Source organism: Pseudomonas sp. PS02303 (assembly GCF_029959925.1).
Taxonomy (GTDB): Bacteria; Pseudomonadota; Gammaproteobacteria; order Pseudomonadales; family Pseudomonadaceae; genus Aquipseudomonas; species Aquipseudomonas mandelii.
Map to the genome: position 1 here is coordinate 1 of NZ_JASCOM010000100.1, position 21278 is coordinate 21278.

Sequence of the window (21278 nt, forward strand, 5' to 3'; positions counted from 1 at the left end):
TGTCGCAAATGGATATGACGACGAGATTCCTGTAGGAGCGAGCCTTGCCCGCGAAGGCGCCCGCGCTGGCGCTAAAAGCTTCGCGGGCAAGCCTCGCCCCTACAGGGGATCGCATTCAGATCTACAGGAGTTTGTGTTCCATCGCGTACTTCACCAGTTCCGCCAGTGAGGTGATGTTGAGCTTTTGCATCAGCCGCGCCTTATGGGTGCTGATGGTTTTGCTGCTCAGGGCCAGTTGCTGGGCGATATCGTTAACGTTGGCGCCCTGGGCCAGGCGTTCGAACACCGAGAACTCACGCTCCGAGAGCAATGAGTGCAACGGCCGCGAATCGGTCAGGCCGACTTCGAAGACCATGCGGTCCGCCAGGTCCGGGTCAATGTAGCGACCGCCCGCCGCGACCTTGCGGATCGCTGTCAGCAACAGCGCCGGATCGCTGTCCTTGGTCGCATAACCCGCGGCGCCGACCTTTAATGCCCGGGCAGCCATTTGTGCCTCGTCGTGCATCGACAACACCAGGATGGCCGGCGGATTGTTCAACGCACGAATCCTTGGAATCGCTTCCAGGCCATTGACGCCAGGCATGGAGATGTCCAGCAACACCACTTCGCAGGGCACATGCCGCAAGGTTTCGAGCAACTGCTCGCCATTGCTCGCCTCCCCTACCACCAGCAAGTCCTTGGCCAGGCCAATCAACTGCTTGATGCCTTCACGGACGATGGTGTGGTCTTCGGCTACCAGTACACGGATCACAGTCTTCTCCATTCTTTTTATGTAAGAGCCAAGATCATTCTCGGGCAAGCTCGCTCCTAAAGTGGACTGCGGGGTATATCAGCTATCTGCGCACCTGCCCGAATCCCTGTGGGAGCGAGCCTGCTCGCGATGACGAAAGCAAAGTCACCACGAAGACTTCAGCCCTCATCCACCGGCACTCGCACACTCAACGTGGTGCCCTCGCCCGGCTCACTCTCCAGCGACAACCGCCCGCCCATGATCAACACCCGCTCACGCATGCCGACCACACCGAAGGACGTTGCCCTGCCCGTGGCGGGGACAAATCCTACGCCATCATCGCTCACCGTCAGACACAACTCGTCACCTTCCAGCGTCAATGTCAGTTCGACAGTATGCGCCTGGGCATGCCGCATGACATTGGTCAGCGCTTCCTGAAGGATTCGGAACAGCCCAATCGCCTTGGCATCACTGAGCACCGGCAGGTTCTCCGGCACCTGCACCAGACATGGAATCTGCGTGCGCGCCTCGAAGCGCCGGGCCTGCCACTCGATCGCCGAGGCGATCCCGGCATCGAGAATCGGTGGTCGCAGCGCGGTCGCCACATCGCGCACCAGTTGGAACAGCTGCGCAATCAGGCGTTTCATGCTGTTCAAGCGCTCGTTCAGACCAGGGTCGAGCTGGGCGTAGGCCAATTCGCACATGGAGGTTTCCAGCTTCAGTACGGTGAGCATCTGACCCAGTTCATCGTGAACTTCCCGGGCGATGCGCGCTTTTTCCTCTTCGCGCACGCTCTCCAGGTGAGCGGACAGCTCACGCAGTTGCTCACGGGAACTGGCCAGTTCCAGCTCGATGCGCTTGCTCTCGCTGATGTCCCAGACAATCCCGTCCCAGACATAGGCGCCATCTTCGAGCCGACGAGTGATGGCCTTGATCTCGGCCCAGCGCTGCTCGCCCGAACGAGTAAGAATCCGCCCCTGCCACGACCAGTCACTGTCGGTGTCCAGCGCATGGTCCTGAGTCTGGTGATAGCTGGCCTTGTCGTCCGGGTGCACCAGGCTGCGCAGGCCTTTGTCACGGTGGGCCAGGGTCGCTGGCGAATAACCCGACAGGCTCTCGCTGCCTTCGCTGATGTAGGCAAAGTCGATCTGCCCTGTCACCGGCGCCCGCTCAAGGCGGAAGACCAATCCCGGAACGTTGGCCGCAATCCCCTGCAACCGCGCTTCGCTTTCCTGCAACGCCGCCAGGGCGCGACGACGTTCGGTGACGTCGTTGAGGTAGACCACCAGGTATTCACCACCACGAAAGCGCATAAAGCTCAACGAAACATCGGTCGGCAGGATGCTGCCATCCGCTCGCACACAGTTGGTTTCGAAACTTTGCGGCCCTTCTTCGCTGGCCCGGGCACGCTTCCACAGGTTCAGCCAGCGGTCCATGTGCAGGCCCGGCTCAAAGTCGATCAGCGGCCGATCCATGATGCCGCCGACCGGATACCCGAGCATGGTTTCGGCCGCGCGGTTGGCGTAGCGCACGTGGCTGTCCCAATTGACCCAGAGGATGCCGACGGTGCTCTGATCGATGGAAAATTGCGTGAGGCGCAACGCCTCTTCGCTGGCCTCGCGCAGGGCGATGTCCTCGCGCGCCTCCAATAGTCGCTGTTCCAGACTGTGCTGCTGGCGGCGCTGCCAGAACACGATGGCCATGCTGCTCAACATCAACACCGCCATCAACAGGCTGAGGTTTTGCCAGAAGCCCGGAGTCTCGGTCAGGCGCGGGTATTTGGGTTGCAGCCATTGGTTGTGCAGCTGCTCCAGGTCCTTGGCCGGGATCGCCCGCAGCGCGCTTTCGACGATGCCGGCCAGTTCCGGTTGATCCCGCCGCGTGGCTACTCGCAGCAATTGCGGCAAGCCGATGTCACCCACCACGACCAGCCCGGCAAATTCAGGCTCGACGGACAGCCGCCCCAATTGCGCTTCATCGACCACGGCATAACCGGCCTGCTGACTCAGCAACAATTGCAATGCCTGGCGCTCGGTCGGTACGCCTTGCAGGTTCAGGTGGGGATAGTTGCCGCGCAGATAGTCAGCCGTCGCACTGGGCATGCGCACAGCGACGCGGGTTTGGCTGTCGAGTTTTTCCAGCTCCACCGCGCCGGTGCTTTTCTGGTCACTGACCACCAGTTGCGGCACCCGCATGTAGGGGTCGGAGAATTGCCAGAACCGCAGGCCGGCGGGGGTTTGGGTGAGCCCGGGAGCGATGTCGATTTCACCCTCGCGCGCGGCGGCTTCCAGTTGCGCAAGGTCGGGAAAATTACGCCAGCTCAGCTCGACCTTGAGCACTTTGGCCAGCCATTTCATCAACTCGACGTTGACCCCCGACAGGCGCTGCAAGCGGCGATCGTATTGCGCGTAAGGCGCCTGCAGCACCAGCCCGACACGCAATTCTCCGTGCGCTGCCAGCCACTGTTGTTGCTGGAGCGACAGGGGCGCGACGTGCGTCGGTGGCGCGGAAGCCGCCCAACTCATCAAGGGAAACCACAAACAGCCGATAACCCACAGGCAGCGAAAACGCATCATCGAAGTCTCACACACTGACAAATACTGACCAACCCATTAGGCTGCCGGAATAACTTCTGGCCTGGAATATCCGATGCCCCCTGTCTACCGCCTGGCATTGCCAGCATTGTGCCTGTCGCTGATCCTGCCTTGCGCCTTTTCCGTCGAGGCCGCCGACCCGGCACCTGCCGCTGCGGAAAAACCCGCAGAAGAAAAACCGGTCGAACGCCAGCCACTGCTTGAGCGTAGTCAGGAAGAAACGACAGCACTTGAGCGAAAAATCCCCGCGCAGGAACAGCAACAGCTGCAAGCCGGCGCCGACACCTTCCTTGCGCTGTGGAAACCGGCCAACACCGCCGAGCCCAAAGGCGCGGTGATTATCATCCCAGGCGCAGGTGAAACCGTTGACTGGCCGCAAGCAATCAGCCCGTTGCGTAACAAATTGCCCGACGCGAAGTGGAGCAGCCTGAGTATCACCTTGCCGGACGTGCAAAGCGACGCCATTGCGCCACGCGTCATGGAAATGCCGCCAACGCTCAAGGCGCCGGAAACCGGCAGCAAGGACTCGACCACGGCCGCTCCCATCGAGCAAGCGGCAGGTGGTGAAGCGGAAGTTGCCGACAAGGCCATCGCCGAAACCACCGAGGAACAGTCAAAGGCCGCCGCCGAACGCATCTTTGCTCGAATTGATGCGGCCATTGCGTATGCCGAACAGCAAAGCGCTCGAAGCATCGTGGTGTTGGGTCATGGCACAGGCGCTTATTGGGCCGCGCGTTATTTGAGCGAGAAGCAGCCGTCGCAAGTGGAAAAATTTGTGATGGTCGCGGCACAGACGCCTGCCGCGGCGAAACCCGAACTGGTCGAACTGACGCCGACACTGAAGCTGCCGACGGCAGACATCTTCTATATGGATAAGCCACTGGATCGCAACGCAGCGCTGGCACGGATGCAGGCCAGCAAGCGCTTGAAGTCTTCGGCGTTCAGCCAAGTGTCGCTCAAGGCGTTGCCCGGTAATGCCAGGGCAGAGCAAGAGCAACTGGTGCGCCGGGTGCGCGGGTGGTTGAATCCGCAGAAGGCGGCGGACTGAAAGACCGCGTCGCCCCCATCGCGAGCAAGCCTAGCTCTTACAGGTTCTGTGTTGTATGACGCGAAACCTGTAGGAGCGAGGCTTGCCCACGAAGACGGTATCCCTGGCGACACGAATCTTTCCAGCTACCGAAAATCCCGCCGCTCACGAATCAACGTGTAGGCCGAGTGCAGTTCGCGAGTCTTGTCCGTCGCCTCACGCACCTGCAACGCCGTCGCACCGCTGCCGGCAATCTTGTCCGGATGATGGCGACTGAGCAGGCGTCGATAGGCACGCTTGATCTGCGCCGGCTCGCTGGTCGCCGACACCCCCAACAGCTGCAAGGCATCCTGATAAGTCAGGGTGCTGCTGACCTGCGGGCGCTTGTGCTGATCGTAGTCAGCCGCCAGCGCCAGTACTTGTTGCGGCGTCCAGCCCAGCCACTTGCCCCACAGGGCCAGCAATTCACGTTCATTGTTCCCCGCACGCCCATCGGCCCAAACCATGCGCCAACAGGCGCGCAATACGCCTTCCGCGGCGTGGGGCTGAGCACTCAAGCGCCGCAGATACCCGCGCAACCGGTCACGGCCCGACTTGCCGCGATTGAACGCGGCAATGGCACGACGCTGCGCCGATTCGGTCATTTCCAACGCACGCATTTCCTGACGAGCCTGCTGGATGTGACCATCCACCACGCGTCCATCGCTCTTGGCCAACCGTCCCAGCAACACGAACAACAGTTCATCGTTGCGCAGCATCGGACGACCGCCGAGCTTTTCACGCAAATGCCCCCAGCTTTGCAGGTGCAAGCGCCGATCCAGCGCCTGTCCCAGCAAAGCACCGAGCATGGCCCCCGGAATGCTGGCTATGGCAAAGCCCGCTCCGGCTCCAATCAGAGTCCCTGGCCACAGCATCTCAGCGTCTCGCTTCTATCAGGGTTTCAACTTCAGCCAGGCGTTCGTGCGTGCCGACATCCACCCAGTGTCCGCTCAGGCGTTCGCCGGTAACCTGTCCATCCGCCATCGCTTTGCGCAGCAACGGCGCCAGTTTGAAGGCGCCGGCCGAGCAACCGTCGAACAGTTGCGGATGCAGCACGGCAATACCGCTGTAGGTCAGGGTGTCGGCGTCAGGCTGACCGTCGCGCACTTGTCCGTCGACCAGCGTGAAATCGCCGGTCGGGTGATGGGCCGGATTATCCGCCAGCACCAGGTGCGCCAACCCGGCGATGGGTTGATGCAGCACGCTGAAGTCGTAGTCAGTCCAGATGTCACCATTGACCACCAGGAATGCTTCATCGCCCAGCAGAGGCAATGCGCGGAAGATACCGCCGCCGGTTTCCAGTGGCTCCCCTTCCGGTGAATACTGAATACGCAGGCCGTATTGCGAGCCGTCACCCAAGTAGCTTTCGATCTGCTGACCGAGCCAGGCGTGGTTGATCACAATCTCGGTAAACCCGGCGTTTGCCAGGGCTTTCAAGTGGTACTCGATCAGAGGCACGCCGCCGGCACGAACCAGCGGTTTGGGTGTGGTCAGGGTCAGCGGGCGCATGCGCTCGCCTTTGCCGGCCGCCAGAATCATCGCCTTCATGCAGGGGCTCCAGCACGCAGGCTCAGCAGCAACACATCCAGCTCGGCCAGCTCAGGACGGCGGGCGATCACTGCATCTATATAAGCAAAGAAGCGCGGCACATCGGCCAGGTAGCGCGGCTTGCCGTCGCGATGACAGATGCGGGCGAAAATGCCGATCACTTTCAGGTGACGCTGCACGCCCATCAGGTCGCTGGCGCGCAGAAAGTCTTCGAAATCAGGCTGCACGGGAATGCCGAGCGCACCCGCTTGCTGCCAGTAATTTTCCAGCCAGGCGTGCACACGCTCCTCGGGCCAACTGAGGAAAGCGTCCTTGAACAGGCAAGTGACGTCATAGGTCACCGGGCCGTAGACCGCGTCCTGGAAATCCAGCACGCCGGGGTTCGGCTCGCTGAGCATCAGGTTGCGAGGCATATAGTCGCGATGCACCAGCACTTTAGGCTGGGCCAGGGCGCTGTCTATCAGCAGCTCAGTCACATGCTGCCAGAGCGTTTGCTGCGCCGAGTCGAATTCGATGCCCAACTCGCGCTTCACGTACCACTCGGGGAACAGCTCCAGCTCACGACGCAGCAAAGCCACGTCGTAACTCGGCAACGGCGCGACCATCGGCAATTGCTGGAAAGCCAGCAATGCTTGCAGGGCATCCTTGAACAAAGCGTCGGCGTTTTCGCTATCAATCACGTCCAGATAAGTCTTGTTGCCCAGGTCATTGAGCAAAAGAAATCCGCGTTCGAGGTCTTCGGCATAAATTTTCGGCACATTTATTCCGGACTTCGCCAACAAAAAAGCGATATCCACGAAGGGTTTGCAGTTTTCCTGGGGCGGTGGCGCGTCCATCACGACGAAACTTCTGCCTTCGCCTTCCCACCGGAAATAGCGCCGAAAACTCGCGTCACTACTGGCTGCGGTCAATGTGGCCGGGGGTACGACGCCCCAGCCCTGTTCTGCAAAGAGGATAGCCAACTGCTCATCGAGCCAAACTTTCAGGTGTTGCAAACGTACATCTTGGTCAGGCATTGCAAGGGTCTCCGACGGCGCTAGCCGTCAAGCGGGTCATGCTTTATTATCCAGCATCTTTTTCAGACCATCGAGAGGCGTGCGGCCCACACCGCGGGCAGATGGCACGCAGGAAGCCCGGACTAATAAGATGGCATTGAAATCCCCCGCGTTTCGTAAAAAATTTCCGTTGTTGGTTACCGGCAGTCTGCTGGCCCTGCAACCCCTAGCCACTTCTTTCGTGGTCGCCGCGGAACAGTATGACTGCTCAGTCTCTGCTTCGGGTGCCTGGGACTGTGCGCCAAAAGCGCCAGCGGCGGCATTGCCTCCGCGTCCCGTCCATGACGGCAGCGCAGTTTCCGCCACCGGCGAACCTGCGTCCGAAAGTGGCACCAGTGAAGACACTGGCGCCAAGCCTGTGCTGGTTACCGAGTCCAAAGGCCGCGGCCTGAAGTCGCGTAGTGCAGACTACAGTCACCTCGACTGGGTTCCGCGCGAGAACCTCACGGCAGCGCAACTGGCCGAGACCGGTCCTTACTGCTCTGGTTCCTATATCGAACCGATTCGTCCTGGCATGAATGACAAGACGAATAAAAGTGACGCTCCAACCTTTATCGGCGCCAAAGCCTCCCGCTATAAGCAGGAAGAGCAAGTCGCGACCCTGGCCGGTGACGTCGTCATGCGCCAGGGCAGCATGCAGGTTGAAGCCGACGAAGCGAATCTTTACCAGGCCGAGAGCCGTGGCGAACTGAGCGGCAACGTGCGCATTCGCGACAACGGCGCACTGATCGTGGGCGACCACGCCGACGTGCAGCTCGATACTGGTGAAGCCAAGGTCGATAACGCCGAATACGTGATGCACAAATCCCGTATCCGCGGTAACGCGCTGTACGCCAAACGTGCCGAAAACGCGATCATCCGCCTCAAGGATGGTACGTACACCACGTGCGAACCGAACAGCAACGCCTGGCAGCTCAAGGGCAACAACATCACTTTGAACCCGGCCACCGGCTTCGGTACCGCGACCAACGTGACACTGCGGGTCAAGGACATTCCTGTCCTGTACACGCCGTACATCTATTTCCCGATCGATGACCGTCGCCAGTCCGGCTTCCTGCCGCCGACTATCGGCACCGGCAGCGATACCGGCTTCATGCTGGTCACACCGTATTACTTCAACCTGGCACCGAACTACGATGCCACGTTGTACCCGCGCTACATGAGCAAGCACGGCCTGTTGATGGAAGGCGAGTTCCGTTACCTGACCCCGTCCAGCGAAGGTCAGTTCGGCGCTGCGTACCTCAACGACGAAGACACCGATCGCAGCAAGCAGACCGACTACCAGAAAAACCGCTACATGTATAACTGGCAGCACAAGGGTGGTCTGGATTCGCGCGTTCTCACACAGGTCGATTACACCAAGATCAGCGATCCGTATTACTTCCAGGATCTGCAGACTGATCAGATTGGTGTGAAGAGCGCTGATTTCGTCAACCAGCAGGGTTCTGTCACCTATCGTGGCGACAGCTACACCGCACGCTTGAACGCCCAGGCTTACCAGCTGGCGACCGTTTCGAATATCACGCCGTATGATCGTTTGCCGCAGATCACGTTCAATGGCGCTCTGCCGTATCACCCGGGCGGACTGGATTTCAGTTACAACACTGAAATCGTGCGATTTGATCGTGACCTGAAAAACGGCTCCTTTACCGATGAAGACGGCAATGTGTCCCCACGCCTGGACACAAACGTTTTCGGGCTGGCTCGCGCAAACGGTGATCGCCTGAATGTCGCCCCGGTTGTCAGCTATCCGATGAATGCCAGCTATGGTTTCCTGAAACCATCCTTGAAATACCAGTACACGCAGTACCAACTGGATCTGGATGGCAAGGGTAAAACCGACATTGCTTCGCAGAATGCGGAACAAGACAAACTCAACGGTACCTTCGGCACTAACCAGAGCCGTGGCGTGCCGATCGCGAGCATCGACAGCGGCCTGTATTTCGATCGCAACACCCAATGGTTCGGCAAAAACTATCGCCAGACACTTGAGCCGCGCCTGTACTACCTCTATGTCCCGGAGAAGGATCAGGAAGACATTCCTGTCTTTGATACCGGCGAATACACCTTCAACTATGCGTCGCTGTTCCGCGACAATCGATTCTCCGGTACCGACCGCGTCGGTGACGAGAACAAACTGTCGCTGGGCGTAACCAACCGCTGGATCGAAGATAACGGTTTCGAGCGTCAACGCATCAGCGTCGGCCAGGCCTTGTACTTCAAGGACCGCGAAGTTCAGTTGCCGGGTATCGATGCAAAGACCCGCGACGATGCGCACTCCAACGTGTCGCCTTATGCGCTGGAATACGAATACCGCTGGAACCGCGATTGGCGCACGACCGCCGATTACAACTGGGACCCGGACAGCCGCAGCCCTCGCTCGGGCAGCGCGATGTTCCACTACCAGCCTGAAGACAACCCGAACAAGGTTATCAACGCCGGCTATCGCTATCGTAATGACCAGGTCCGTTACGACCAGAACACCGGCAAATGGTCGGTGGGCGGTGGTGACTACGGCACTCCGGGCACCCCGGGCTACGTGAAGGACTACTACAAAATCCAACAGCACGACTTCTCGGTGATCTGGCCGGTCGTGCCGCAATGGAACGTCATCAGTCGCTGGCAGTATGACTACAACCGCAACCGTACCCTGGAAGCCTTCGGTGGTTTCGAGTACGACAACTGCTGCTGGAAACTGCGCCTGATCAATCGTTACTGGGTTTCGTATGACGAATTCAGTCAGAACGCCCCGGAAAACGAAAAAGGCGACCACGGCGTCTTCCTACAAATCGTTCTGAAAGGTCTCGGCGGCCTCACCGGCGCCAAAGTAGAGAGCTTCCTCGACAAAGGCATCCAAGGTTATCGTGAACGTGAAGACCAAGCTTTCTGATTGTCTGCGCCCGCTAGTGCTGGGCGCGCTGTTCCTGGGTACTGCGGCGAACGCCGCGGTACAGTCCATCGATAAAGTGGTGGCCATTGTCGACAACGACGTGGTCATGCAAAGCCAACTGGACCAGCGTGTTCACGAAGTTCAGCAAACCATCGCCAAACGCGGTTCTGCGGTTCCGCCGGCCGGCGTGCTGGATCAGCAGGTGCTGGAGCGCCTGATCGTTGAAAACCTGCAACTGCAGATCGGCGAGCGTTCCGGCATCCGCATTACCGATGAAGAACTGAACCAGGCTGTCGGCACCATTGCCCAGCGCAATAACATGTCGATTGATCAGTTCCGTGCGGCCCTGACTCGCGACGGCCTCTCTTATGAGGACGCACGGGACCAGATTCGTCGCGAAATGATCATCAGCCGTGTGCGCCAGCGTCGTGTGGCCGAGCGCATTCAGGTGTCTGAACAGGAAGTGAAGAACTTCCTCGCTTCCGACCTCGGCAAAATGCAGCTGTCCGAAGAATTCCGCCTGGCCAACATCCTGATTCCTACGCCGGAAAGTGCCAATTCCGAAGCGATTCAGAATGCGGCGAAACAGGCTGATGCAGTTTACCAGCAGCTCAAGCAAGGCGCTGACTTCGGTCAGTTGGCAATCGCCAAATCCGCCAGCGAAACCGCACTGGAAGGCGGCGACATGGGCTGGCGTAAAGCCGCTCAATTGCCACCTCCGTTCGATCGCATGTTGAGCACCATGACCGTTGGCGACATTACCCAGCCAATGCGCACGCCGGGGGGCTTCATCATCCTGAAGATCCTCGACAAGCGTGGCGGTGAAACCCAGACCCGTGACGAAGTGCACGTGCGTCACATCCTGGTCAAGCCGAGCCCGATTCGTGACGAAGCAAAAACCAAAGCCCTGGCTGAATCGCTCTACACCCGAATCGAAGCGGGCGAAGATTTCGGCGAACTGGCGAAAAGCTTCTCGGAAGACCCGGGTTCCGCCCTCAACGGTGGCGACCTGAACTGGATCGACCCGAACGCATTGGTGCCCGAGTTCCGCGAAGTGATGGCCAAGACCCCGCAAGGTCAACTGTCCAAGCCGTTCCAGACTCAATACGGCTGGCACGTTCTGGAAGTCCTTGGCCGCCGCGCCACCGACAGCACGACCCAGGCCCGTGAGCAGCAGGCGATGACCGTACTGCGTAACCGCAAATACGACGAAGAACTGCAAACCTGGCTGCGTCAGATCCGTGACGAAGCGTATGTAGAGATCAAACTCCCTGGTGCAGACCAGGCTGCGCAGTGAAACCCAAGCGTTTCGCGCTGACACCCGGCGAACCGGCCGGCATAGGTCCTGACCTGTGCCTGCTGCTCGCCTCGCAAGCCCAGCCACATCCCCTGATTGCCATAACCAGCCGCGACCTGCTCCTTGAGCGGGCCGCGCAGCTGGGTGTGGTCGTCGATTTGCTGCCGGTAACACCGGACAGTTGGCCGGATGCCCCGGCACCCGCCAACAGCCTGTATGTCTGGGATACCCCGCTCAATGCACCGGTCATCGCCGGGCAACTGGACAAGGCCAATGCGGCTTTCGTTCTGGAAACCCTGACCCGTGCAGGCCAAGGCTGCCTCGACGGGCATTTCGCCGGCATGATCACTGCCCCCGTGCATAAGGGCGTGATCAATGAATCGGGCATTGCCTTCTCCGGGCACACCGAGTTTCTCGCTGACCTGACCCATACCGCACAAGTGGTGATGATGCTTGCCACCCGCGGCTTGCGCGTGGCGCTGGTCACCACTCACCTGCCCCTTCGGGAGATTGCCGATGCAATCACCCCGGAGCGTCTGGAACGGGTCACACGCATTCTGTACTCCGACCTGCAACAAAAGTTCGGCATCGCCCGGCCACGCATCCTGGTCTGCGGGCTAAACCCGCACGCCGGTGAAGGCGGACATCTGGGCCATGAAGAAATCGACATCATCGAACCTACATTAGAGCGCCTGCGCGGCGAGGGCATGGACCTTCGCGGCCCCCTGCCCGCCGACACTCTGTTTACCCCCAAATATCTGGAGCACTGCGACGCGGTGCTGGCGATGTACCACGACCAGGGCCTGCCTGTGCTGAAATACAAAGGCTTCGGCGCGGCAGTCAACGTGACCCTGGGCTTGCCGATCATCCGCACATCGGTCGACCACGGCACTGCCCTGGATCTGGCCGGCAGCGGCAACATCGACACCGGCAGCCTGCAAGTCGCCCTGGAAACCGCCTACCAGATGGCCGAGACCCGTATATGACCGAGCATTACCAACACCGGGCGCGCAAGCGTTTCGGCCAGAACTTCCTGCACGATGCCGGCGTTATCGACCGCATCCTGCGCTCCATCCACGCCAAGCCTGAAGACCGCCTGCTGGAAATCGGCCCGGGCCAGGGTGCGTTGACCCAAGGCCTGCTGGGCAGTGGCGCGCAACTGGACGTGGTGGAACTGGACAAAGACCTGATCCCGATCCTCAATCAGCAGTTCGCTGGCAAGAGCAACTTCAACCTGCATCAGGGTGACGCGTTGAAGTTCGATTTCAACAGCCTGAACGCAGCACCGGGCAGCCTTCGGGTCGTCGGCAACCTGCCGTACAACATCTCTACGCCGCTGATTTTTCACTTGCTGCACAACGCCAGCCTGATTCGCGACATGCACTTCATGCTGCAAAAGGAAGTGGTCCAGCGTATGGCGGCGGGCCCTGGTGGCGGTGACTGGGGCCGTCTGTCGATCATGGTTCAGTATCACTGCCGGGTTGAGCATCTGTTCAACGTTGGCCCCGGTGCGTTCAATCCGCCACCGAAAGTCGATTCGGCCATCGTGCGCCTGGTGCCTCATGCGGTGCTGCCGCACCCGGCCAAGGATCACAAGCTGCTGGAGCGTGTTGTGCGCGAAGCCTTCAACCAGCGCCGCAAAACCCTGCGCAATACCCTCAAGTTGCTGCTGAGCAACGACGAAATCACGGCAGCCGGCGTCGACGGCAGCCTTCGTCCAGAGCAGCTCGACCTTGCCGCCTTCGTGCGCCTTGCCGACAAGCTCAGCGAACAAGTCCTGGCTACTCCCGCCGTCGACTGACAGCCGACGAGCGTTATCGGGTAGGACACCAGCGCCCATGTCTGGTTTACTACCCGATACTTGGCCTAGACTGAGCTCCATCAGCTACGCCCCGCGTCCCGCTTCGCTTTTAAGGCCTCTTGCATGTCCGATCCTCGTTATCAGGTCGACGTCAGCGTCGTCACCCGCTATCTGGCAGAACAATCGCAACCCGAGCACAACCGCTTCGCCTTTGCCTACACCATTACCGTGCACAACAATGGCGAGCTACCGGCCAAACTGCTGTCTCGGCACTGGGTCATCACCGATGGCGACGGACATGTCGAAGAGGTTCGCGGTGCGGGCGTTGTCGGCCAACAACCGTTGATCGAACCAGGCAAGAGCCATACCTACAGCAGCGGCACCGTCATGACCTCCAAGGTCGGTACGATGCAGGGTACTTATGAAATGATCGCCGACGACGGCAAACACTTTGACGCCGTTATCGCGCCATTCCGCCTGGCGGTGCCCGGAGCCCTGCACTGATGGCGACGTATGCCGTCGGTGACCTTCAAGGCTGCCTTGAAGCCCTGCAATGCCTGCTCAAAAAAGTCGCGTTCGACCCGACAAAGGATCGTCTGTGGCTGGTGGGCGATCTGGTCAACCGTGGCCCGCAGTCGCTGGAAACCCTGCGTTTTCTCTACAGCATCCGCGAATCGCTGGTGTGCGTGCTCGGCAACCATGACCTGCACCTGCTGGCCGCCGGTAAGAACATCGAACGCCTGAAGAAAACCGATACCCTACGCGAAATTATCGAAGCCCCCGATTGCGCCGAGCTGCTGGAATGGCTACGCCAGCAAAAACTCATGCATTACGACGAACAACGTAACGTTGCGCTGGTGCATGCCGGTATTCCCCCGCAATGGTCGCTGCGCAAAGCACTGAAGTACGCCGCCGAGGTCGAGACGGCGCTGCGCGACGACAATCTGCTGCCGCCCTACCTCGACGGCATGTACGGCAACGATCCGGCGAAATGGGACAGTGACCTCAGAGGCGTCACGCGCCTTCGGGTGATCACCAACTATTTCACCCGCATGCGTTTCTGCACGGCCGAAGGCAAGCTGGACCTCAAGAGCAAGGAAGGCCTGGACACTGCGCCACCCGGCTACAAACCCTGGTTCCAACACAAGGAACGCAAGACCAAAGGCGTGAAAATCATTTTCGGGCACTGGGCCGCGCTTGAAGGCCAGTGCAACGAACCGGGCATCTCTGCGCTCGACACGGGTTGCGTCTGGGGCGGTGCCCTGACGATGATGAACGTCGACAGCGGCGAACGCCTGTCCTGCAAATGCGACGAGCATGGCCATGCTGCCGCACCGCCAATCGCCCCACGAACTAGCGAACAAACGCCAGCCAGCGCCCAGCGCTAGACTGCGCTTTCAGCCGAGCCACAGGAGCCCGCCATGAGCGAATTCAAACGTATCCCCCCAGAACAGGCACAGGCCTTGCGCGAACAAGGTGCAGTAGTGGTCGATGTCCGTGACCCCGCGACCTATGCCGCCCTGCACATCAGCGGCTCGAAGCATCTGGACAATCATTCCCTGCATGCCTTCATTCAGGCGGCCGATCTGGACGCACCGACCGTGGTGGTCTGCTATCACGGCAATTCCAGCCAGGGCGCCGCCGCATACCTGATCAGCCAGGGCTTTTCCGACGTGTACAGCATGGATGGCGGTTTTGAGCTGTGGCGTACGACTTATCCTGCGGAAACGGCGCAAGGCACTTCCGAATAATTTTTTTGTAACGTGCAAGCCCCGTCCCCTGTGGGCTCGCGCGGTGGCAGACGAACGGTCTGCCACAACTAATTACGTATCTCGCCTTTACCTCCTGAATAAGCAACTATCCTTAAGCGCAGGCCATCCAAAACAGGGGAGAGCCGGTACACCGGCGCGCGGGTCATCGGGAGTAGCTTTCGAGGTCGTCAGCTTCGAAAGAGTTCTGGGGGGTAAACAGCGACTGCATATCCGGTTGCTGCCAGCATCGACTGAATGATCCGGCGTCGGCTCCACGTATCGAGCGAGGTGACGTCATGAGTATCTTTAGCCACTTCCAACAACGCTTCGAGTCCACACGCCAGGAAGAACTTTCGCTGCAAGAGTATCTTGAGCTGTGCAAACAGGACCGCAGCGCCTACGCCTCCGCCGCCGAGCGTCTATTGCTGGCCATCGGAGAACCGGAGCTGCTCGACACCTCGACCAACTCGAGACTGTCGCGAATCTTTTCCAACAAGGTGATCCGCCGCTATCCGGCCTTTGAAGACTTCCACGGGATGGAAGAATGCATAGACCAGATCGTGTCGTATTTCCGCCATGCCGCTCAGGGCCTGGAAGAGAAGAAACAAATCCTCTATCTGCTCGGCCCCGTCGGTGGCGGTAAATCGTCCCTGGCCGAGAAGCTCAAACAACTGATCGAGAAAGTGCCCTTCTACGCCATCAAGGGCTCGCCGGTATTCGAGTCGCCGCTGGGTCTGTTCAACGCCACTGAAGATGGTGCGATCCTCGAAGAAGACTTCGGCATTCCGCGGCGCTACCTCAATACCATCATGTCTCCATGGGCCACCAAGCGCCTGGCCGAATTCGGCGGCGACATCAGCCAGTTCCGCGTGGTGAAACTCTATCCGTCGATCCTCAACCAGATCGCGGTGGCCAAAACCGAACCGGGCGATGAAAACAACCAAGACATCTCGGCGCTGGTGGGCAAGGTCGACATCCGCAAACTGGAGGAATACCCACAGAACGACGCTGATGCCTACAGCTATTCAGGCGCGCTGTGCCGGGCCAACCAGGGCCTGATGGAATTCGTCGAAATGTTCAAGGCGCCAATCAAGGTGCTGCACCCATTGCTGACCGCCACCCAGGAAGGCAACTACAACAGTACCGAAGGCCTCGGGGCGATTCCGTTTACCGGGATCCTGCTGGCTCACTCCAACGAATCGGAATGGCACACCTTCCGCAACAACAAGAACAACGAAGCCTTCATCGACCGGATCTATATCGTCAAAGTGCCGTACTGCCTGCGGGTCAGCGACGAGGTGAAGATCTACGACAAGCTTCTGTTCAACAGCTCCCTGGCCAAGGCCCATTGCGCACCCGACACCCTGAAAATGCTCGCCCAGTTCACCGTGCTCTCACGCCTCAAGGAGCCGGAAAACTCCAACATCTATTCCAAGATGCGCGTGTATGACGGCGAGAACCTCAAAGACACGGATCCGAAAGCCAAGTCGATCCAGGAATACCGCGACAACGCCGGTGTCGACGAAGGCATGAACGGTCTGTCGACCCGGTTTGCGTTCAAGATCCTGTCCAAGGTCTTCAACTTTGATCCGCACGAAATCGCCGCCAACCCGGTGCATTTGCTCTATGTGCTGGAACAACAGATCGAACAGGAACAATTCCAGGCCGAGACCCGTGAACGCTATCTGCGCTTCCTCAAGGAATACCTGGCACCGCGTTATATCGAATTCATCGGCAAGGAGATCCAGACTGCCTATCTCGAGTCTTACAGCGAGTATGGCCAGAACATCTTCGATCGCTACGTGCTGTACGCAGACTTCTGGATCCAGGACCAGGAATACCGAGATCCGGAAACCGGCGAAATCCTCAACCGCGTCGCGCTGAACGAAGAGCTTGAGAAAATAGAAAAACCGGCCGGCATCAGCAATCCGAAGGATTTCCGCAACGAAATCGTCAACTTCGTCTTGCGCGCCCGGGCCAACAACAATGGCAAGAACCCGACCTGGCTCAGCTACGAAAAACTGCGGGTGGTCATCGAGAAGAAAATGTTCTCCAACACCGAGGACCTCCTGCCTGTCATCAGCTTCAATGCCAAGGCCAGCAAAGAGGACCAGCAGAAGCACAACGACTTCGTCACACGGATGGTCGAGCGGGGCTACACCGACAAACAGGTACGACTGCTGTCCGAGTGGTACCTGCGGGTCCGGAAATCGCAATGACGCAGCGGCAAGCCATAAGCTACAAGCGGCAAGAAAAAGCGCGTAAGCCCTGATATCCGGGCAGCTTCTACTTGCAGCTTGTAGCTCACAACTTGAAGCCGCCCGGAGGGGCCTATGAGCTATGTGATCGACCGACGTCTCAATGGCAAGAACAAGAGCACGGTGAACCGTCAGCGGTTTCTGCGGCGTTATCGTGATCACATCAAAAAGGCCGTCGAAGAGGCGGTCAGTCGGCGTTCCATTACCGATATGGAACACGGCGAACAGATCAGTATCCCCGGCCGCGACATCGACGAGCCGGTGCTTCACCATGGACGTGGTGGCAAGCAGACCGTCGTGCACCCCGGCAACAAGGAATTCACCAGCGGCGAACACATTGCCCGTCCGCCAGGCGGTGGTGGCGGCAGAGGCCCAGGCAAGGCGGGCAACTCGGGCGAAGGGATGGACGAGTTTGTCTTCCAGATCACCCAGGAGGAATTCCTCGAATTCATGTTCGAGGACCTCGAACTGCCGAACCTGGTCAAGCGCAACCTGACCGGCACCGACACCTTCAAGACCGTGCGCGCGGGTATCAGCAACGAAGGTAACCCGTCGCGAATCAACATCATCCGTACCCTGCGCTCAGCCCATGCCCGGCGAATCGCCCTGTCTGGCAGCAGCCGGGCAAAGTTACGGGAAGCCAAAGAAGAACTGCTGCGACTCAAGCGGGATGAACCGGATAACTTCGGCGATATTCAGGAGATCGAAGCAGAAATCGAAAAACTCAGTGCGCGCATCCATCGCGTTCCCTTTCTCGATACCTTCGACCTCAAGTACAACTTGCTCATCAAGCAGCCGAACCCCAGCTCCAAGGCGGTGATGTTCTGCCTGATGGACGTGTCCGGCTCAATGACCCAGGCGACCAAGGACATCGCCAAGCGCTTTTTCATCCTGCTGTACCTGTTTCTCAAGCGTAACTACGACAAAATCGACGTCGTCTTCATCCGCCACCACACCAGCGCCCGCGAAGTGGATGAGGAAGAGTTCTTCTACTCCCGGGAAACCGGCGGCACCATCGTCTCCAGCGCCTTGAAACTGATGCAGGAAATCATGGCCGAGCGTTATCCGAGCAATGAGTGGAACATCTACGCGGCCCAAGCCTCCGACGGTGACAACTGGAACGATGATTCGCCGATCTGCCGCGACATTCTGATCAACCAGATCATGCCGTTCGTGCAGTACTACACTTACGTTGAGATTACCCCGCGCGAACACCAGGCTTTGTGGTTCGAATACGAACGCATCGCTGAAGCTTTCTCTGACACTTTTGCCCAGCAGCAACTGGTCTCGGCCGGGGATATCTACCCGGTCTTCCGTGAACTCTTCCAGCGCAGGTTAGTGACATGACCGCCAAAGAGCAGAAGCGCCAACCCATTTCCACCGGCTCAGAATGGACATTCGAGCTGATCCAGGCCTATGACAAAGAAATCAGTCGCCTGGCGGCTCGTTATGCCCTGGATACGTACCCTAACCAGATCGAAGTGATCACCGCCGAGCAGATGATGGACGCCTACGCCTCCGTCGGCATGCCACTGGGTTATCACCATTGGTCCTATGGCAAACACTTCCTCAGCACCGAGAAGTCCTACAGCCGTGGGCAGATGGGGCTGGCCTACGAGATTGTGATTAATTCAGACCCATGCATCGCCTATCTGATGGAAGAAAACACCATCTGTATGCAGGCCCTGGTGGTCGCTCATGCCTGCTATGGCCACAACAGCTTCTTCAAGGGCAATTACCTGTTCCGCACCTGGACCGACGCCAGTTCGATCATCGATTACCTGGTTTTCGCCAAGCAGTACATCATGCAATGCGAAGAACGCCACGGCATCGATGCAGTGGAGGACCTGCTGGATTCCTGCCATGCGCTGATGAACTACGGGGTCGACCGCTACAAACGCCCATATCCGATTTCGGCTGAAGAAGAGCGCCGCCGGCAGAAGGATCGGGAAGAGCACTTGCAGAAACAGATCAACGATTTGTGGCGGACCATTCCAAAAGGGGCCGACAAGTACAGCGACAAGGACAACGCGCGCTTCCCCGCCGAACCTCAGGAAAACATCCTGTACTTCATCGAAAAACACGCGCCGCTGCTGGAGCCCTGGCAGCGGGAAATCGTGCGCATCGTGCGCAAGATCGCCCAATATTTCTACCCGCAACGCCAGACCCAGGTCATGAACGAAGGCTGGGCCACGTTCTGGCACTACACGCTGATGAACGACCTGTATGACGAAGGCCTCGTTACCGACGGCTTCATGATGGAGTTTCTGACGTCCCACACCAGCGTGGTCTACCAACCCGGCTTCGACAGCCCCTACTACAACGGCATCAACCCCTACACCTTGGGTTTTGCCATGTACCGGGACATCCGCCGCATGTGTGAACACCCTACCGAGGAGGATTACCGCTGGTTCCCTGAGATAGCCGGTACCGACTGGCTGTCGAGCATCAAGTTCGCCATGAGCAGCTTCAAGGACGAAAGCTTCATCCTGCAGTACCTGTCACCGCAGGTGATCCGCGACCTGAAATTGTTCAGCATTCTCGATGACGACCAAAAGGACGACCTGCTGGTCCCGGCCATTCACGATGAAGGTGGCTACCGCACCATTCGCGAAACACTGGCCGCGCAGTACAACCTTGGTAATCGAGAGCCCAATATTCAGATCTACAGCATCGACCGGCGTGGCGACCGCTCCCTGACCTTGCGTCACCAGCAGCACGACCGCAAACCGTTGGGCGAGTCCACCGAGGAAGTGCTCAAGCACCTGCACCGGCTGTGGGGCTTCGACATTCACCTGGAAACGCTGCAAGGCGACCAGGTCATGAAAGTTCACCATGTCCCGCCCAGAAGCGAGCACAGCGAGGGGGATTACGGCCGGCTGGACTTGGCTGTCATTCATCTTTGATCCTGTTTCTGCCTCCGGAAGTTCGACGCAAAGGTTATTCTGTCGAGCTAACGGAGGTTTTTTATGCGGATTTATAAAGTCGGCGGCGCGGTACGCGATCGCCTGCTGGGCAAACCTGTCACCGATATCGACTGGGTCGTGGTCGGCGCCACCACTGAAGAAATGCTCGCCCAGGGTTATCGCCCCGTGGGTGCCGACTTTCCGGTATTTCTTCACCCCAAGAGCGGTGAGGAATACGCCCTCGCCCGTACCGAACGCAAAAGCGGACGTGGTTACGGCGGTTTCACCTTTCATGCCAGCCCCGAAGTCACCCTCGAAGAAGACCTGATCCGTCGCGACCTTACAATCAACGCCATGGCCGAAGATGATCAGCAGAATCTGACCGATCCTTACCACGGCCAGCGCGATCTCGAAGCCCGAGTGCTTCGTCACGTTTCCCCCGCGTTCGCCGAAGATCCGCTCCGTGTCCTGCGCGTTGCCCGCTTCGCAGCCCGATACGCAGGACTGGGTTTCACCGTTGCGCCTGAAACTTTGGAGCTGATGCGCCAACTCAGCGAATCAGGTGAATTGAAGGCGTTGACGGCGGAACGCAGCTGGAAAGAGATTTCCCGTGCACTGATGGAAGATCAGCCACGGGTGTTCATTGAGGTGCTGCGTGAATGTGGCGCGCTCAAAGTGTTAATGCCGGAAGTTGATGCTCTGTTCGGCGTGCCGCAACCGGCAGCCCATCACCCTGAGATCGACACGGGGGTGCACACCCTGAGCGTCCTTGAGCAAGCGGCGCAGCACAAACAGCCGCTGACCGTGCGCTGGGCATGCCTGCTGCATGATCTGGGCAAAGGGCTCACGCCCGAGGAAGAATGGCCACGCCACATTGCCCATGAGCACACGGGCCTGAAGCTGATCAAAGCGGTGAATGAACGGTTCAAGGCACCGAAAGATTGTCAGGAATTGGCATTGCTGGTGGGTCAGTACCACACCCACGGCCACCGCGCCCTGGAGCTGAAACCCTCGACGTTACTGGACCTGCTGCAGAGTTTTGACGTTTACCGTCGGCCGCAGCGGTTTGAAGAGTTCATTGCGGCGTGCGAGATGGACGCCCGCGGCCGCAAAGGGCTGGAGCAGAGAAGTTACCCACAGGCGGATTATTTACGCGGAGCGGCGACTGCGGCGCGGAACGTGGCGGTACAGCCGTTGCTGGAGAAGGGATTCAAGGGGCCGGAGCTGGGTGAGGCGATCAAGCGTGAGCGACTAAAAGCGCTGAAGGCCTACAAAGAGGCGGCGTCTGCCTGAAACGCTTCGCGGGCAAGCCTCGCGCCTGCAAGATCCAAGTCGTTTGCGATGGGGCGAACGACGCAAAACTTGCAGGAGCGAGGCTTGCC

17 protein-coding genes are annotated in these 21278 nt (G+C 59.2%); 12 read left to right on the top strand and 5 right to left on the bottom strand.

Translation table 11 applies throughout. The annotated features are described in order from the left end of the window. Positions 1–121: 121 nt before the first annotated feature. Together QMX98_RS20130 and QMX98_RS20135 are read right to left on the bottom strand one after the other, a co-directional pair. On the bottom strand, positions 122–763 hold the full coding sequence (locus QMX98_RS20130; protein ID WP_154501908.1) for a response regulator transcription factor: 642 nt from the start codon (positions 761–763) through the stop codon (positions 122–124). Positions 764–909: 146 nt separating this feature from the next. Further along, positions 910–3306 (bottom strand): sensor histidine kinase, encoded by a 2397-nt coding sequence (locus QMX98_RS20135; RefSeq protein WP_169857115.1) that lies wholly within the window; start codon positions 3304–3306, stop codon positions 910–912. Positions 3307–3379: 73 nt separating this feature from the next. Here QMX98_RS20135 and QMX98_RS20140 point away from each other — a divergent pair, with 73 nt between their 5' ends. Continuing rightward, positions 3380–4372: an alpha/beta hydrolase family protein gene (locus QMX98_RS20140; protein ID WP_010467174.1), complete on the top strand. Its 993-nt coding sequence runs from the start codon at positions 3380–3382 to the stop codon at positions 4370–4372. 125 nt (positions 4373–4497) lie between these two features. Here the strand turns inward: QMX98_RS20140 and QMX98_RS20145 are convergent, their stop codons facing one another. Genes QMX98_RS20145 through QMX98_RS20155 form a run of 3 tightly spaced genes read right to left on the bottom strand, consistent with a single transcriptional unit; the run spans position 4498 to position 6954 of the window. After that, positions 4498–5265, bottom strand: coding sequence for a TerB family tellurite resistance protein (locus QMX98_RS20145; RefSeq protein ID WP_083375642.1), 768 nt, complete (start codon positions 5263–5265; stop codon positions 4498–4500). 1 nt (position 5266) lies between these two features. Further along, a complete protein-coding gene (gene murU / locus QMX98_RS20150) occupies positions 5267–5938 on the bottom strand; it encodes an N-acetylmuramate alpha-1-phosphate uridylyltransferase MurU (RefSeq protein WP_154501910.1) in 672 nt (223 codons plus the stop codon). Beyond that, positions 5935–6954, bottom strand: coding sequence for a phosphotransferase (locus QMX98_RS20155; protein ID WP_282411308.1), 1020 nt, complete (start codon positions 6952–6954; stop codon positions 5935–5937). Before QMX98_RS20155 ends, murU begins: the two co-directional genes overlap by 4 nt. A gap of 130 nt (positions 6955–7084) precedes the next feature. On the opposite strand from QMX98_RS20155, the gene QMX98_RS20160 reads away from it, so the two are divergent. The 11 genes from QMX98_RS20160 (at position 7085) to QMX98_RS20210 (ending at position 21189) form a co-directional block, all read left to right on the top strand. Further along, positions 7085–9883, top strand: coding sequence for an LPS-assembly protein LptD (locus QMX98_RS20160; protein WP_282411309.1), 2799 nt, complete (start codon positions 7085–7087; stop codon positions 9881–9883). Beyond that, positions 9858–11180 carry a peptidylprolyl isomerase SurA gene (surA, locus tag QMX98_RS20165; RefSeq protein WP_221107527.1) on the top strand — a complete coding sequence of 441 codons (1323 nt, stop codon included), beginning with the start codon at positions 9858–9860 and terminating at the stop codon, positions 11178–11180. The genes QMX98_RS20160 and surA overlap by 26 nt, the downstream gene beginning before the upstream one ends. After that, positions 11177–12166, top strand: a complete 990-nt coding sequence (pdxA, locus tag QMX98_RS20170; RefSeq protein ID WP_172791806.1) for a 4-hydroxythreonine-4-phosphate dehydrogenase PdxA — start codon at positions 11177–11179, stop codon at positions 12164–12166. Before surA ends, pdxA begins: the two co-directional genes overlap by 4 nt. After that, on the top strand, positions 12163–12981 hold the full coding sequence (gene rsmA, locus QMX98_RS20175) for a 16S rRNA (adenine(1518)-N(6)/adenine(1519)-N(6))-dimethyltransferase RsmA (protein ID WP_010467164.1): 819 nt from the start codon (positions 12163–12165) through the stop codon (positions 12979–12981). Before pdxA ends, rsmA begins: the two co-directional genes overlap by 4 nt. Positions 12982–13104: 123 nt before the next feature. Then, positions 13105–13485, top strand: coding sequence for a Co2+/Mg2+ efflux protein ApaG (gene apaG / locus QMX98_RS20180; RefSeq protein WP_010467163.1), 381 nt, complete (start codon positions 13105–13107; stop codon positions 13483–13485). Beyond that, complete coding sequence (locus QMX98_RS20185) at positions 13485–14369, top strand: symmetrical bis(5'-nucleosyl)-tetraphosphatase (protein WP_221107528.1); 885 nt, start codon at positions 13485–13487, stop codon at positions 14367–14369. Before apaG ends, QMX98_RS20185 begins: the two co-directional genes overlap by 1 nt. Positions 14370–14402: 33 nt before the next feature. Beyond that, positions 14403–14732, top strand: a complete 330-nt coding sequence (glpE, locus tag QMX98_RS20190; RefSeq protein ID WP_010467161.1) for a thiosulfate sulfurtransferase GlpE — start codon at positions 14403–14405, stop codon at positions 14730–14732. Positions 14733–15028: 296 nt separating this feature from the next. Beyond that, positions 15029–16951 carry a PrkA family serine protein kinase gene (locus QMX98_RS20195; RefSeq protein WP_010467160.1) on the top strand — a complete coding sequence of 641 codons (1923 nt, stop codon included), beginning with the start codon at positions 15029–15031 and terminating at the stop codon, positions 16949–16951. A gap of 114 nt (positions 16952–17065) precedes the next feature. After that, positions 17066–18337 (top strand): YeaH/YhbH family protein, encoded by a 1272-nt coding sequence (locus QMX98_RS20200; protein ID WP_010467159.1) that lies wholly within the window; start codon positions 17066–17068, stop codon positions 18335–18337. Further along, positions 18334–19896 carry a SpoVR family protein gene (locus QMX98_RS20205; protein WP_077747309.1) on the top strand — a complete coding sequence of 521 codons (1563 nt, stop codon included), beginning with the start codon at positions 18334–18336 and terminating at the stop codon, positions 19894–19896. The genes QMX98_RS20200 and QMX98_RS20205 overlap by 4 nt, the downstream gene beginning before the upstream one ends. A 63-nt stretch (positions 19897–19959) precedes the next feature. Beyond that, positions 19960–21189, top strand: coding sequence for a multifunctional CCA addition/repair protein (locus tag QMX98_RS20210; RefSeq protein ID WP_282411310.1), 1230 nt, complete (start codon positions 19960–19962; stop codon positions 21187–21189). Positions 21190–21278: the final 89 nt, after the last annotated feature.

What these genes read in the sequence shown, in the direction of transcription:
- QMX98_RS20145 (WP_083375642.1), bottom strand. Translation starts at nt 5,265, where the DNA reads ATGCTGTGGCCAGGGACTCTGATTGGAGCCGGAGCGGGCTTTGCCATA.
- QMX98_RS20200 (WP_010467159.1), top strand. Translation starts at nt 17,066, where the DNA reads ATGAGCTATGTGATCGACCGACGTCTCAATGGCAAGAACAAGAGCACG.
- glpE (WP_010467161.1), top strand. Translation starts at nt 14,403, where the DNA reads ATGAGCGAATTCAAACGTATCCCCCCAGAACAGGCACAGGCCTTGCGC.
- rsmA (WP_010467164.1), top strand. Translation starts at nt 12,163, where the DNA reads ATGACCGAGCATTACCAACACCGGGCGCGCAAGCGTTTCGGCCAGAAC.
- apaG (WP_010467163.1), top strand. Translation starts at nt 13,105, where the DNA reads ATGTCCGATCCTCGTTATCAGGTCGACGTCAGCGTCGTCACCCGCTAT.
- QMX98_RS20195 (WP_010467160.1), top strand. Translation starts at nt 15,029, where the DNA reads ATGAGTATCTTTAGCCACTTCCAACAACGCTTCGAGTCCACACGCCAG.
- QMX98_RS20140 (WP_010467174.1), top strand. Translation starts at nt 3,380, where the DNA reads ATGCCCCCTGTCTACCGCCTGGCATTGCCAGCATTGTGCCTGTCGCTG.
- QMX98_RS20185 (WP_221107528.1), top strand. Translation starts at nt 13,485, where the DNA reads ATGGCGACGTATGCCGTCGGTGACCTTCAAGGCTGCCTTGAAGCCCTG.
- murU (WP_154501910.1), bottom strand. Translation starts at nt 5,938, where the DNA reads ATGAAGGCGATGATTCTGGCGGCCGGCAAAGGCGAGCGCATGCGCCCG.
- QMX98_RS20160 (WP_282411309.1), top strand. Translation starts at nt 7,085, where the DNA reads ATGGCATTGAAATCCCCCGCGTTTCGTAAAAAATTTCCGTTGTTGGTT.
- QMX98_RS20130 (WP_154501908.1), bottom strand. Translation starts at nt 763, where the DNA reads ATGGAGAAGACTGTGATCCGTGTACTGGTAGCCGAAGACCACACCATC.
- QMX98_RS20135 (WP_169857115.1), bottom strand. Translation starts at nt 3,306, where the DNA reads ATGATGCGTTTTCGCTGCCTGTGGGTTATCGGCTGTTTGTGGTTTCCC.
- QMX98_RS20210 (WP_282411310.1), top strand. Translation starts at nt 19,960, where the DNA reads ATGCGGATTTATAAAGTCGGCGGCGCGGTACGCGATCGCCTGCTGGGC.
- QMX98_RS20205 (WP_077747309.1), top strand. Translation starts at nt 18,334, where the DNA reads ATGACCGCCAAAGAGCAGAAGCGCCAACCCATTTCCACCGGCTCAGAA.
- QMX98_RS20155 (WP_282411308.1), bottom strand. Translation starts at nt 6,954, where the DNA reads ATGCCTGACCAAGATGTACGTTTGCAACACCTGAAAGTTTGGCTCGAT.